Here is a 13,118-nt window from a genome sequence, read left to right as displayed (position 1 = left end):
ACAGCGCACTAAACTACCGCTCGCCTCGCGAGTTCAGGCGCTTGGCTGAGGCATCAACTTAACGGGGTGCCGGTGTCCGGTTTGAGAGGGGCAAGTCCAGTAAGAGCTCCGCTACCCGGGTTCTACCCCGTTAGCACGGACACTTTCGAGTAAGCTCACACACCAAGCTGAAGGAGTGTTCATGGGGTAGAGCCCTCCCACAACAATCCTTGGAGTCCTTACGTGCCATCGAACTCCTTTACCGAAGACGAAATGCGCAAAGCCCTGGGTCTTGCTACAAGCCCGGAACCCACGAAGTCCCGCATCAAATCCCCTATTCCGATCCGCTACATGCTGGTCGAGCTGAGCGTTCGCAAACCGGGAGGCGGCCTGCCCTTCCGGTTCGAACACAAATCCAGTTCCATGAGCTCGCTCGAGGCCCAACTCGAAGCGGAAAAAGCCGTCCGGAAGCAGGGGCTGGAGGTCTGGGCCGTGCTGGATATCCGGCAAATTGAGAGGTAGTGGTGTTGCGCGATAGAAGCCAAGCACCTCAGCATCAGTGGCGAGAGAGACTTGGCCATTCGGCGTGTCTGAATGCTTGCCCCCTGCGCTACCCATCCAGCTTACAAACCCCATCATTTCCTGTGCCCACCAACAAAGCCCAGTGCGCGCAGCCATTGGCGATCGCGCCGGAGGGTGTCCAAGCGGACCCGCCTGTCCCGTGCCTCTGCACGGGATTGGGCAAACGTCACCACGCGGCGGAAAAAACGGCTGCCCGGCTGAGTGCCGGAGTTCAAGCGGACGGTCAGCATGGCGCGCAACCAGGACGGGACGAAGCGCTGGAACAACTCGTCTTCCAGGCTGACAATGGCCTCCACGGAGCCCGGGTTGCCCTGTCGCGCAGAGCGCCCGAACAGTTGCCGGTCCACCCGGGCGCTCTCGTGGAACTCGGTCAGAATCACGTGCAAACCGCCGGCCTGCTCAACCGCCGGGGCCAGTTTGATATCGGTGCCGCGGCCAGCCATGTTGGTGGCCACCGTGATCCGTCCCGGCTGTCCCGCCTGCGCCACCGCCTCTGCTTCGGTTTCGTCCTGGCGCGCGTTGAGCACGGTGTGCATCGTGCCCCGTTCATCGAACAGCCGGCTCAGGTGTTCCGAGGCCTCCACCGAGCGCGTTCCGATCAGGACTGAACGCCCCTGCCCCGCCACTTCCCGCGCCCTGTCCGCTACGGCGGCCCAGCGCTCATCGGAGGTACGAAGCACCCGGTCCGGTAGGCGTTTCCGCCGGGGTGTCTTGTGTGTCGGAATCCGGGTCACCGAGAGGTCGTAAACCCGCTTCAGCTCCGGCTCCACCTCCCTGGCCGTACCGGTCATGCCGCCCAGGAGCAGATAACGGCCGAAGAAGCGCTGGTAGGTGATCTGCGACAGCGTGCGACGCTGCCCGGAAATCTCGCACCCTTCCTTGGCCTCGATCATCTGGTGCAGTCCTCGTTCCCAGGTCCGGTCAGGCATCACCCGGCCCGTGGATTCATCGACGATCTGCACCTTGTCCCCTGCCAGGATGTAATGCTGGTCGCGATGGAACAGATGCAGTGCGGACAGCGCCTTTCCAATCAGTTCCTTCTGCCACAGCGGCGAAACCCAGACACCGCCCCGGTCTGCCACCAGTTGCGCTACTTCGGCCTCTCCCGCCGGGGTGAGCCAGATATCGCGGTCACGGCCCTGGAGGTAGTGGCGATCCCTCTCCAGGTGCCCGGCGAGTTCGATTGCTTCGTGGTAGACGGCCTCGTCCAGGTCGTCCGGCAGGGTCTCGGAAATGATCAGCGGCGTGCGGGCCTCGTCGATCAGGACGCTATCCGCCTCATCCACGATCGCCAGGTGCAACCCCCTCAGCAGCGAAACCGGCGCGGCCATGCCGCCTCGCAAACGGCGTAGCTTAAGCTGCGCATCGGAAATGTCTCCCAGGGCGATGCGATCCTTGAGGTAGTCGAATGTCAGCTCCTTGTTCGACACGTAGACCACGTCGCGCGCGTACTGCTGGCGACGCTCGTCGATCGGCATATCCTGCTTCACCACGCCCAGGCTCAGGCCGAAGAAGGCATAAAGCGGCGCGTTGTCTTCCGCATCCCGCTCGGCAAGGTAGTCATTGACCGTCACCACATGCACGGCGGCACCGGCGGCGGCGGCCGTACATACCGCCAGGGTGGCGGCCAGGGTCTTGCCCTCGCCGGTCGCCATTTCGGCGATCCGCCCCTGCAGCAACACCCAGGAGCCCAGCAATTGCACGTCGTGGTGACGCATGCCCAGGATGCGGCGCGACGCCTCGCGCACCAGGGCGAAAGACTGCGCCACCCACTCCTCTTGCAGCCCCTGAGTCTGCAGGCGAGCGGCAACCTCCCGCATCGCGCCGCGCAGGCCATCGTCATCCTGGGCCTGTACCTGCGCTTCCAGCGCATTGACCCGCCGCACGAAGCGGCCGGTACGACGAGCCGTGCCGCCGAAAAGCGTCATCCAGGCGCGTAACCACTCTTCCACCGCGTGCACCGGCCGGTCGGCACGCTCGAGGTACGCGCCATCGGCCACTTCGATGCCGCGGCCGATCAGCAATGCACGTGCGTCAGACACCGAAACGCCCCAGGAACAGTTGCCGCAGGCGGCGCAGCCCCTGCCAGGCCAGCGGCTCCCAGCCGTGGTCGAAGCGTACGTAGACGCGCTCTCCGAACGCCGCCGGGGGGAGTTCCTTTGGCAGGGCCAGATCCACCAGGAACACGCGCTCGACGGTCTTTACGCCGTTTGGATCACTGGGCAACGTTGGAATCCTTCCGCCTCCTGACAATCCCAGCGCCGGGGTAGGCAGTTCATCGACCCCGCCCGCCGGCGGGCGGATCAGCGATACCGGCGCGGCATGACGGATGCTGTCGGCCAGGCGCAGCTCAGCCCCCTGGAAGTAAGCCCGAACCAGGTGGATGTCGTCCTGAGATACCACCGTGCGGGCTACCAGGGAATCCTTGGCGAGAACGTGGCCAATCACCTCGCCCTTCTTCAGATAACGTGCCGGCAGGTCTTGCGCTTGCGCGGCGGCCAGAATGCCGTCGGTCTCCGCCCGGCCCAGCAGGCGCGCCGCTCGCTCCTCGAGCTTGGCCAGTATCGCCTGCTCCTGCTGCAACTGCCGTTCGCTCACGCGGGCCTTGACCGGATCGGTGAACGCCTCCGCCAGGAAACGCGCCTGGGCCTCGTCCACTTTGGCGTGCGCCACCTCGATTTCGGTCGCGAGCTGGCGGTCCTCCTGTTCGAAAAGCACGTCGCCCTTGCGCACCCGTGAACCCGGCTCGACATGCCAGCGCACGAAGAACCCATCGCCGCCCGCGCGCACGATGGCCTGATCGGGCAGCCAGACCACACCTTCCGCACGGGTGTACAGCGGCATCGGCACGATGAAGGCCACCACGGCGATGCCGGCCACCAAGGCAAGGCTCAGGCGCACAGCCTGGGCTCTGCGACGCTGGAGTCCCGGGCTGCGGGTCACATGCCGCCAGGCTTTCCAGAGCGGCACGGCGATCAAGGTCACCAGCCCCCACAAGGCGATCAAGGTGCCGAAGATGAAGAACTCCCCGGACACGAAAAGGATGATCGACAGGGTGACGAACACTCGGTAGCACCAGGCCAACGGTGTGTAGCAGACCAGCCAGCGCTTCTCGGGGGCCGTCTCCGGCGGCGCCTGCACGTCATGCGCGCCGAACACGTAGCGATCCCACAGATAGGTCAGGTACTTCTGGCCGCGCTGAGCCAGGTTGGGAATCTCGATGAGATCGCACAGGATGTAGTAGGCGTCGTAGCGCAGCAGCGGATTGCCGTTGACCACCAGGGTCGAGACGCCAGCCACCACCATCACGTTGTAGGCCACGGCGCGCGCCACGCCCGGCTCGATCAGCAGCCAGGCGTACAACGCCAATGCGGCGATGAACACCTCCACCAGCATGCCGGCGGCGGCCACCACGGCTCGTCGCCATTTGGATGGGAACGCCGCCGACGCCGAAGCGTTGACATAGGGCACTGGCGCGAAGACCAGCAGCATCACTCCCGCTTCGCGTACCGTCCCGCCCCACACGCGCACCGCGAACGCATGCCCCAGCTCGTGCAGCAGTTTGACCACCGGGAATACCAGCACCATCACCAGCAGGTTGCTCGACGACAGCACCTGCTCCGAGAGGTTGTGGGTCAGTTCGCTCCAATGCTGCCCGGCCAGCACAAGGGCAGGCAGCACCACCGCCAGCCATAGCGCGAGACCCAGGCGCCCGAAGCACCAGGCCAGACGCGGCGCCCAGCGATCCAGGAAGTCGTGGGGGTCCACCAAGGGCAGCTTCAGGCTCATCGGGTTGAGCAGGTACTGCTTCCAGGTCATCCGGCGCCTCTGCTTGTAGCGCTCGAACAGCGCCGATGAGTCCGGGCTGGTGTCGGCCTGCAGCAGATCGGCGCCATGCAGTTGCACCAGCAGGTCCACGATGTCGTTCTGGGTACAGGCATCGCCCGTGCCGGTGGCGTTGGCCTGTTCCCACAGCGCCTGGACCGTGCGTGAACCGTCCATGGCGCGAACCAGAGCGTAGGCCGCAGGCGACAGCCGGTGATAGCGCCCGCCGCTCTGGTCCTGCACCACGTACCAGACCTGCCCGCGGTACACATGCCGTTCGATCCGCGCCTGGGCTGCCAGGCGCGGCCGCAAATCGGCAACGCTGTGCCAGGAGGAGCTGAACAGACTACGCGTCATGGCTCACCTATGGCATCCAGGTCCACAACCACAAGGTGAGCCAATCGCTGAAGCCGTGGGTCATCGACCACCACAGCGAACGGCTGCCAACCTCGATCTTCCCGACGCCCTCCATGCCTGGCCGCAACCGCGGCGAGGCGTCGGCCAGGTCGGCTTCGACCCGGAAGAAGTTCCGTCCGTCCTGTGCGGTCGCCACCGGCGTCACCTTGGCCACCTGGAACGGCATCGGTTCGCCGGCGATGCCGGTCATCACCAGACGGCCGGATTGACCCACCTGCACATGGCGGATCTCGCGTTCGTCCACCTGGAGGATGACCCGGTAACTATGCAGCGGGGCGATCTCGAACAGCGTCTTGCCGGCTTCCACCGGTGCGCCGATCTGCTGGCTCAGATCGCCGGATACCACCACGCCATCGAAGGCCGCGGTCAGTTGCGCACGGGAGATTTTCTCCGTCACCAGCCGGAGTTGCGCCGATGCCTGGCGCAGTTGCGCCCCCACCACTTCCATGGCCGTGAGGTCATGGTTGGCGGTGGCCTCGCGCAGCCGGTTCTCGTACTGGTCGCGCTCGCTCGACCAGCGGGCCTCTTCGATGCGCAGGTCGCGGTCGTCGAGCCGGGCCAGAAGCTGATCGCTCTTCACGGTATCGCCCGCACGCACATGGGCGGCCCCGATGAAACCATCGAACGGCGCCGCCACCACCCGCTGCACTTCGCCTTCCACCACGGTCTTGGCCGACACCCGATAGTCGATGGGTACCAGCACCAACAGCGCCACCGTGCACAGCACGGCGGCCGTGGCCACCTTCCAGGTCAGGTGGCGTGGCCCGAACAGTTTCTCGAAAACGCTGCGCAGGTCATCGCCCAGACGGCGCAGCACGCCCCGCTCGGCCGAGCGCTTCTGCTCGACGATGGGCGCCGCCAGGGCGCCGAAGGCGTCCAGCCAGACCCGATCCTGTTCGGTGAAGCGCGTGTTTTCCCGCTCCAGGGTAATGACGCCCACGCATCGGGCGCCTACCACCAGCGGATAGGACAACACCGCACCGGCACCCGACATCGCACGCAATGCGTCATGCAACGGTGCGTTGCCCTCCTCCGCCCCCTGCGGCGCTGGCGACTGCACGATGCGGTGTGCATCGTAGGCTTCGTCCATGGCCTTCTGGTAGCTCTTGACCAGGGACGTGTGTTTGTCGAAAGAGGCGGCATCCGACAGGGCAACGAGCCGGACCGTCGCCTGCTCCACCAGGCCAATGGCGACACGGGCGCAGCTCAGGTGCACACGCAGCGCGTTGGCGAGTTCGAACATCGCCTGTTGGAGTTTCTGGCCATGACGCAGAGCAGCCGCCACCGCCTCCAGCACGGACCCCAATCGCTCGCGTCCCTGGGTGGCATCGATTCGCTCCCGGCTCGCCAGCATGTCCACCAACCACGCCGCGCCCCAGTGGACTTCCCGCAGCAGGGCGGGAGCCTCGCGTTCGGAGACCGAGGATTCCAGCGCCACCACCCCGACGACTCGATCGTCTATCCGCAGCGGATAACCGAGGTGCACCGCTCCGTCCGGACCCGCCTTCACCACGCCCTGGCGCATCTGCAATGTCGATTCGACCACCGCACCCAAACGTCCCAGCTCAGGCCCCGCCTTCGGCCACACGGCCACCGGTCCGTAGCTGTGGTCCGCCGGGTTCTCGATCAAGATGGCGCCCGCCCGTATGGCTGGCAAACGGCCACACACCAGCGCCAGCCAGGCACGGCACCTTGCCTCGGCCGTTCGTGAGGCCGCAAAGGCCTCCCAGTCGGCCGCGGCGTCCCGGGCCAATGTCCCCGGATCGATGGAGGCGGAATCAACGACCGTATTCATCATCGATCCCCCGCTTCGGCGATGTGAACCCGCGGCTCGGGATCAGCGGCTTCACGCAGCGGTACCAGCAGCCCGTCAATCCCGGTGACGTCGCTCAACAGCAAGGTTCCCGCCGCGGCCTTGAGGCGGATGAGCGAGACGATCTGGTCGTAGCGCCCCTTGCAGAAATCGCGTTGGCCAGCACGCAATTGCTGCTCGGCCTGCAAAGTCTCCAGGCGGGTCTGCAGGCCTCGTTCGCTGCCCCGGCCGGCACGGGCCAACTCCGCACGCGCCGCGCGAATGCTCTGGGCGCCCGCCGCCGCGCGGGCCACCGCCCCTCGCCAGGCGAACCAGGCGCGCTTGGCCGCCAGCACGGCGGAACGCCGGGCGGCCTCGACCTCCTGGCTGGCCCGCTCCTCCTGGGCCAATGCCTCGGCCACCTTGGCCGACTGGGTACCGCCTGAGTAGAGCGGCACGTTCAATTGCACGCCGATGCTGCCCTGCTTGATGTCATACCCGGCCTGCCCGGGAAAACCACCTACCGCCTGGCTGTTCTTGCCATAGCTGGCCACCAGGTCCAAGGTGGGAGAATGCCCGGCCCGCTGCTTGCGCACCTCGGCCTCGGCGGCCTCGTAGGCCTGCCGCGCGGCGAGCACGGAGGGGTTGCCTGCCTCCACCTCTTGCAGCCAGACGTCCAACGCCTGCGCTGCCGGGTCTATCAGCGCCACGGAACCGTTCAGGTGCGGCAATGTGAATTCCGGCAACGGGCCGACCCATTGCTCCATGGCGGCACGCTTGAGTTCGATGTCCGTCTCGGCGACGGCGGCGTCCGCCTTGGCCTGCTCCAGCTTGGCCAACGCCTCCTCGGTCTGAGGATGGCTTCCGGCGCCCAGCTCCTCCGCGCGAGCCGACACCCGCCATTGCTGGTCCAACGCGGCCACCTGCTGGTCGGCGAAGGCCTTCGCATCCCGCGCCGCAAGCAGGTCGAACCAGGCCTCCACCAGGCGCGCCGCCAGTTCCTGCTCCGCGGCGGTCAGTTGGTACTCGGCCTGCGCCACCATGATCTTGGCCTGCTTCAGGCCCGCCACGTCGGCGGGGCGCCAGAGCGGCTGCGTCAGGCTGATCTGCGTCGAGTGGTTGTTGTATTCATCGCTGGCCCTGGGCGTAACATCGTCGCGCGTCTCGTAATTGCGGGAATTGGCATGTGTACCGGCGCTCGCACTGAGCTGTGGCAGCAACGCGCCGAACGCCTGGTCCTCCCGGGCCTGTGCGGTCGAAACCGCGGCCTTGGCCCCCAGGAAGGTGGGCTCGCTGGCACGGGCACGCTCCAGCAAATCCGAGAGAGACAGCGGCTGCGCCTGCGCACTCATGGCGCCCAGCAGCACGGCGAGCCACGACCACCGCGCATTCTCGCGCCAACGACGCCATCGGCCGGGCTTGCCTGCCCGCGCTGGGCTGCCGTGCGTATCCGCTGGCGTGGAACCGACCTCAACATCCGCTGAGGCTGTCGCCTTCCCCGCCGACGGGCTCAGGGGCTTCAGTGAATGTTCGAAGCCATGGGCGTTGTGGACCCAAACGCCCAGCTCCCCCACGTAGTACGTGTGGAAGTCCTCTACTTCGAAATTATACACCGCACACTTATAGGTCCACTCCTCTTCGGCATCGGGACTTTCATGTCGGATGCCAAACCCATCTTCAGGGGAAAAATCATGGAGAACACAATTTTTGTAATCTTCAAACACCCCCCCCTCGCGCAAATCAATTAAATACCCAACTTCCGAATCACGACTAGTAGCGATCCAGCCAATTCCGGTTTGCTTCGTTCTCCAGACAGGATCGACCGCAGAAATATAAATTGTTTCACCGCTCGCAAGGAGGACAATGTCTCTGTCGGTTAGCAGGTCCGCACGTCGCCACCCCGTATATTTGGGCATAGCGTCCCAGTACTCTTGGTCCTCCCACTCATCTTTATGCTGACCTACAACATAAAATGGATGGCTTCCCGTAACGATAAGTCTTTGATAAACATTCCTATCGCCATCAAACTTATGACATTTAATCCGATAGACTGCCTTATCCTCATGCCGCACCGTCCGGGTGACACGCTTATAGGCCTGCTCCCCTGTTTCCTCCGGTTGCGACAGCACCCAGTCGCCGACCTGGATTTCCTCAATTGGCTTGAGGTCTTCTTTGGTATGAATCAAGGTACCTGCCGCGAAGCACAATCCATTGGACGTGGGAGTCTTTGTCAGTTGCCTCATCCCGTTCGAGCCCCCGGAACTATCTGCTTGTAAAGAGCAGTACCGGTATGCGCCTTCGAGCGGACGCGCACCAACTCCTCGAAACTGTGTGAATAAGAAATCATGTCCAGTTGGGCAGCCACGTTGGCGTCATCCATAGCCATAACGTCACGTTCAGGTCATTTCCTGGTCTTGAGCGGTGCAGGGATTTGCTCATTCCATTCTCAAGGAACGAACGAATACCCAGGTGAAAGCGAGCCCAACGAAAAGAAGGATCACATCCGTCATGCCGCGGCTGGCAGACAACATCCCCGCTCCACCACCCAGCGTGCCACCGACTGCCAGCATGAGCAGCCCACCCCGAATCAGCCAGGCCAACCACAGAGGCGTCGATACACTTTCAGACTCCGGGTCCGACGGTTTCCGGGCGACATAAGCGAAACCCACGACACAGGCCAGGAAGGCAAGCGCAAAGATCGCCGTTTGATTCTTCTGGCCCTGGATGCGCTCCATGTTCCATTCGCCAGGAATGTATTCGACGTAAACAGGCGTTCCTGCCGCCAGTTTCTCGATGACATCCTTGGAAAGGTATCGCTTGAACTTCACCGTTTCCCCACCCTGATTCACATAGGACATGTGCGCCAGAATGGCCTCTTTGTTCGTCCCCGCTTTCCTTTCGACACTGAACTCAACATTTGGATTGATGACTGCTGTCTTGCCATTTTCCGAATAGACTCTTTCATCGCTATAGGCCCCCCAAAAGAGCGCCAAGGCACAGCCGGCCGCCAGTGCGAGCAATAGAAGTTTCATCCATTTTGACATTTTTCAATTCCCTATATGTTGAATTCAAAAATCCGTATCCACTTCAGCACTTACCCCAGTGCCAACGTGGCCGAAGTTGGTAACTTCGCCGCCCGCTTGTAAACATGAACACGAACTTCGGTAGGCTTGGCAAACCAACCAGACACTGAATTTATTCGTGATCCACCCAAGAATATCAATTTGACATCACTAAATGTTCTCGGCAATGCCCAACTGCGACTTTTGCGGTCGAGTTCTCATGCGCTTCCGTGTGTAGCGTCTCATCGCCAGAAAAGCGGCAACGTCGTCTCTCCACCGAAGTGCCCTCTGATAGCACGGTTCCTTGCCGCAGGAAGGTAAGGCTGGCGACCACCATGAAGGGCGAGAATGGAGTTCTTCTCGACTAACCAGTCCGTCGAGTAATCCGCTCCAAGACCTCGTCAAGCTGCTGGCGATCGGCCCTGCGCTTGGCTTCAGAGCGCTGCCTCAGGTTTTGCAGCTTTCTCCGGACGCCTGGTAGATCCACCGCCTGAGGCAACCCGATAAGCCCGAAATCCAGACGTTCATTTTCCACCGCTTCCAGGAATGCCCGCGAAGGCGCATCAAGCCAAACCGCAATACGAGACAGCAATTGCGCCCTATTTTCCAGCAATTCGCCAACGCTCGTCGGCTCTGCGGTCATCCCATCGAAATGCGCCCTGAAGGTCTCCTCGAAGCCTTGCGGTTCACCTGGTTCCAGCATCTCCCAGGCGGGCTTGGGGCTACAGGTCAGGTAGACCAGGAAGGTCCGCCACAAGCGCTCGTCGGCTCTCTCGTCCGCCAGCATCGCCCCCAGGTCGAACAGGTCCCGCGGGTGCTGCCGGGACAGCGCCGCCGCCATCTTGCCGGCGTAGAGGTCCGCGAAATCCAGCACTTGTGCAGAAGCGAAACCGAAGACCTCCTCCACCCGGGAACTCACCTGCATCTGCCGGACCGGATGCACCGCGCCGCGCATGACCGGCGTTGTCTCGATCTGCACACGGGCCCGGCCGCGGCTGGCAATCAGCCTGGTCACGGCCCGCGTACCTTCCGCCGCAGAGGTCTGCACTTGCAGGCGGAGTGGCACAGCCCTCAGGGACTCGGCCAGCCGCCCAAGGGCGGCCTCGATTTGCTGCACATCATGGTCATAGTCATGCACCGGCAGCCAAGTCAGGTCGATGTCGACAGACAGGCGTGGCAGGTCATGCTCGAAGAGATTGATGGCTGTCCCGCCCTTCAGCGCGAAGCCAGGCTCCTGGGCCAGCAGTGGCAGGATCTCCACCAGTAGCTGCACCCGGTCCGTATAACGTCTATCCCAGTTGTTCATCCAGGTCCGTCGGCAAGGTGATGTGATAGGTCGGGTGCAGGCGGCCACCAGGCACCAGGGCGCGTTTACCCCGTCCGAGATCGACATTTTCGAGGGAAACATGGGGCAACCAGGCATGAGCGTGTCGCTCCGCCAGCGCCAGGAACAGGCGCTTGGCCTTGATGCTGACGCAATGGCGCAACAGCATTTCCACCCGCTTGGGACGCAGATTCGCCATGCCCTGCATGAGCGCATCCGCTTCATAGACCAGGGCCGCATCCACTGGAGCATCGCATAGTTCCAGCATCGCCCGCTCAGGTGTGGCAAACACCAAGCCATGGGCCTCACTGTCGTGGGAAAGGCGCTCAAGCCCCCTCTCACGCAGTGCTTCATCCGCCGACTCGCCGGAAAAACGCAGCGCCTGGAAATCGAAAGGCCCCTTGCCACAACCCACGATACGCTCCTTCAGCGGCAACTTGCCGGCCCAACCGGGAAGAGACCCTGGTCCATAGAGCGTCACGGTCGCCGACGTTCCAAGCCGCAGGTAGTGCTCATGGCCCCGCCATGCAAGCGCGAAACGCCCCCCCGCATGCAACGACAAACCCTCGTCAGCCTGCAAAGCACGCAAGACGCCCTGCCACGACAAATGCCCCCCTTTGCGAAGGTAGACGCCGCGGGCAGGCGACTCCAGCCAGCCACTGGCTACATAGCGGGCAACCAGATTGCTGGCATAGCCGTGCTCGCGTAGCCAGCGCGTGGTCACCAACGTTGAATCACCAAGGCCCGCCAGAAGCCGGTTTAATTTTCCAGGATTTTGATCACTCATGGTGAGTAAAATATAGCCCAGAAAAACTGCATGCAGACACACCGTCAGTTTATAAATCAGAAAAAACAGTCGCCCTGAGTGACTAAAATAGCCACTACGCACACCCAGTGGCACATGGGCTCACATTGTCATCGCTCTTCTGGCCCCGCCATTTCATCGATATCTCCCCGACCAAGCTCCCAGGCGATGACGAGGCGTCTCAACAGCACGGACTCCTCTATCGTTGGGCAGAGTACGGTTGGATAGGGGCAAGTCTAGCGCCCTTCCGGGCGCCTTTTTCTCTTTAGCGACAGCTTATCGGGTCGACGCAACATCACGCTGGTCGAATGCTCAAGCCCTGCTTAAGATGTACAAAATTCTGTACCAAATCGAGGCAGACATGGCCATCAGCGCACGTGACATCGTTCCCCTTTCCCAGGCCCGAGCCAGTCTTTCCGAGTTGGCCGAGCAGGTTAAAGCTGGGGCCGAAAAGATCATCACGAAGAATGGCGAGAGCTACATTGCCCTCATCGATGCCGAACGCCTGGATTATTACCACCAACTGGAGCGTGAACGGATTCACCTGCTACTGATCAACGAGGCCAGTCGTGGCCTGGAAGATGTCGCGGCCGGCCGGACCCAGGATGCCAGAACCACCCTCGAGGAATTGAAACGCCGTCGCAGCGAGTGATCTCTCTGTGTCGGCCAGAATTCCGGTTCATCTCACCGCCAACTTCGAGCGCAATCTGCAGGATATCGAGCGATTCCTGACTGATGCGGATGCTGCTTATGCCTTCGATCAGCTGCTGGATGACCTGCTCGGCACCGTTCTCCCCAATCTCGAACGTTTCCCCAACATGGGCCGCTCCTTCATGGCCCGCCGAATCGGATCGGTGGAAGTGAGCCAGGCTATTGAGGGGCTACGTAGCAAACTGGGCGACGGGGAGCTAAGGGAATACCTTCTACCGGACTACCTACTGCTCTATGCCCATCTTGGCGAGGTCGTCTACCTCCTCTCGATCAGGCATCACCGGCAACTGTCCTTCGATTTCGCCCAGCTTTGGAACACCGGTCACCACTGAGTGCGATGAATCGCTGCGCCATCCTTGGAGAATTGCCGCAACCTCCCGTTTCGCCGCTGCCTCTTCGTGCAGGCTCTCGTCGAACCAGGAAACAAGCCAAGTCTCGCAACCCTCCCACTTCACTGTACGCACAACACGTTTGTATGCGACCTCCCCCTCACCACTCTCCGGCTTGGACAATAGATAGTCGTGGACTTGCCCCTCTCAAACCGGACACCGGCACCCCGTTAAGTTGATGCCTCAGCCAAGCGCCTGAACTCGCGAGGCGAGCGGTAGTTTAGTGCGCTGT

The 13,118-nt window shown here is 62.7% G+C and carries 11 protein-coding genes and 1 pseudogene; 4 read left to right on the top strand and 8 right to left on the bottom strand.

The window, feature by feature from the left end; all coding sequences use genetic code 11:
• Positions 1-252: 252 nt before the first annotated feature.
• A complete protein-coding gene (locus BZL41_RS18075) occupies positions 253-501 on the top strand; it encodes a hypothetical protein (RefSeq protein WP_095600596.1) in 249 nt (82 codons plus the stop codon).
• Between the two features lie 113 nt (positions 502-614).
• Here the strand turns inward: BZL41_RS18075 and BZL41_RS18070 are convergent, their stop codons facing one another.
• From BZL41_RS18070 to BZL41_RS29130, 4 genes are read right to left on the bottom strand one after another with little or no spacing between them, the layout of a single operon-like run.
• On the bottom strand, positions 615-2,603 hold the full coding sequence (locus BZL41_RS18070) for a preprotein translocase subunit SecA (protein ID WP_095600595.1): 1,989 nt from the start codon (positions 2,601-2,603) through the stop codon (positions 615-617).
• Complete coding sequence (locus BZL41_RS18065) at positions 2,596-4,743, bottom strand: PqqD family peptide modification chaperone (protein ID WP_095600594.1); 2,148 nt, start codon at positions 4,741-4,743, stop codon at positions 2,596-2,598. Before BZL41_RS18065 ends, BZL41_RS18070 begins: the two co-directional genes overlap by 8 nt.
• Before the next feature lie 7 nt (positions 4,744-4,750).
• On the bottom strand, positions 4,751-6,598 hold the full coding sequence (locus BZL41_RS18060) for an efflux RND transporter periplasmic adaptor subunit (protein WP_095600593.1): 1,848 nt from the start codon (positions 6,596-6,598) through the stop codon (positions 4,751-4,753).
• Positions 6,598-7,947, bottom strand: a complete 1,350-nt coding sequence (locus tag BZL41_RS29130) for a TolC family outer membrane protein (RefSeq protein WP_256578195.1) — start codon at positions 7,945-7,947, stop codon at positions 6,598-6,600. Before BZL41_RS29130 ends, BZL41_RS18060 begins: the two co-directional genes overlap by 1 nt.
• Before the next feature lie 174 nt (positions 7,948-8,121).
• Here BZL41_RS29130 and BZL41_RS29125 point away from each other — a divergent pair, with 174 nt between their 5' ends.
• Positions 8,122-8,343 (top strand): hypothetical protein, encoded by a 222-nt coding sequence (locus BZL41_RS29125; RefSeq protein WP_256578194.1) that lies wholly within the window; start codon positions 8,122-8,124, stop codon positions 8,341-8,343.
• A 219-nt stretch (positions 8,344-8,562) separates the two neighbouring features.
• On the opposite strand, the pseudogene BZL41_RS29475 reads toward BZL41_RS29125, so the two are convergent.
• The 4 genes and pseudogenes from BZL41_RS29475 to BZL41_RS18040 form a co-directional block, all read right to left on the bottom strand.
• Positions 8,563-8,838 (bottom strand): annotated as a pseudogene (locus BZL41_RS29475) (Hint domain-containing protein); the annotation flags it as partial.
• 192 nt (positions 8,839-9,030) lie between these two features.
• Positions 9,031-9,639: a hypothetical protein gene (locus tag BZL41_RS18050; RefSeq protein ID WP_095600591.1), complete on the bottom strand. Its 609-nt coding sequence runs from the start codon at positions 9,637-9,639 to the stop codon at positions 9,031-9,033.
• Between the two features lie 382 nt (positions 9,640-10,021).
• Positions 10,022-10,963: a nucleotidyl transferase AbiEii/AbiGii toxin family protein gene (locus BZL41_RS18045; protein WP_095600590.1), complete on the bottom strand. Its 942-nt coding sequence runs from the start codon at positions 10,961-10,963 to the stop codon at positions 10,022-10,024.
• The gene (locus BZL41_RS18040; protein ID WP_256578193.1) at positions 10,947-11,870 is read right to left on the bottom strand and encodes a type IV toxin-antitoxin system AbiEi family antitoxin domain-containing protein; all 924 of its coding nucleotides are present in this window, start codon (positions 11,868-11,870) and stop codon (positions 10,947-10,949) included. The genes BZL41_RS18045 and BZL41_RS18040 overlap by 17 nt, the downstream gene beginning before the upstream one ends.
• Positions 11,871-12,147: 277 nt before the next feature.
• On the opposite strand from BZL41_RS18040, the gene BZL41_RS18035 reads away from it, so the two are divergent.
• Together BZL41_RS18035 and BZL41_RS18030 are read left to right on the top strand one after the other, a co-directional pair.
• Positions 12,148-12,438: a type II toxin-antitoxin system Phd/YefM family antitoxin gene (locus BZL41_RS18035; RefSeq protein ID WP_095600597.1), complete on the top strand. Its 291-nt coding sequence runs from the start codon at positions 12,148-12,150 to the stop codon at positions 12,436-12,438.
• A 7-nt stretch (positions 12,439-12,445) separates the two neighbouring features.
• On the top strand, positions 12,446-12,829 hold the full coding sequence (locus tag BZL41_RS18030; RefSeq protein ID WP_095600588.1) for a type II toxin-antitoxin system RelE/ParE family toxin: 384 nt from the start codon (positions 12,446-12,448) through the stop codon (positions 12,827-12,829).
• The last annotated feature ends 289 nt before the right edge of the window (positions 12,830-13,118 follow it).

The organism is Pseudomonas sp. PIC25, from assembly GCF_002286785.1.
GTDB lineage: Bacteria > Pseudomonadota > Gammaproteobacteria > Pseudomonadales > Pseudomonadaceae > Pseudomonas_M.
The sequence above is the reverse complement of the archived record's forward strand: the minus strand, read 5'-3'. Positions and strand labels throughout refer to the sequence as shown.

Coding starts and splice junctions, on each gene's coding strand:
- BZL41_RS29125 (WP_256578194.1), top strand. CDS start 8,122: ATGTTCGAAGCCATGGGCGTTGTGGACCCAAACGCCCAGCTCCCCCAC.
- BZL41_RS18075 (WP_095600596.1), top strand. CDS start 253: ATGCGCAAAGCCCTGGGTCTTGCTACAAGCCCGGAACCCACGAAGTCC.
- BZL41_RS18065 (WP_095600594.1), bottom strand. CDS start 4,743: ATGACGCGTAGTCTGTTCAGCTCCTCCTGGCACAGCGTTGCCGATTTG.
- BZL41_RS18060 (WP_095600593.1), bottom strand. CDS start 6,598: ATGAATACGGTCGTTGATTCCGCCTCCATCGATCCGGGGACATTGGCC.
- BZL41_RS18050 (WP_095600591.1), bottom strand. CDS start 9,639: ATGTCAAAATGGATGAAACTTCTATTGCTCGCACTGGCGGCCGGCTGT.
- BZL41_RS29130 (WP_256578195.1), bottom strand. CDS start 7,947: ATGAGTGCGCAGGCGCAGCCGCTGTCTCTCTCGGATTTGCTGGAGCGT.
- BZL41_RS18045 (WP_095600590.1), bottom strand. CDS start 10,963: ATGAACAACTGGGATAGACGTTATACGGACCGGGTGCAGCTACTGGTG.
- BZL41_RS18035 (WP_095600597.1), top strand. CDS start 12,148: ATGGCCATCAGCGCACGTGACATCGTTCCCCTTTCCCAGGCCCGAGCC.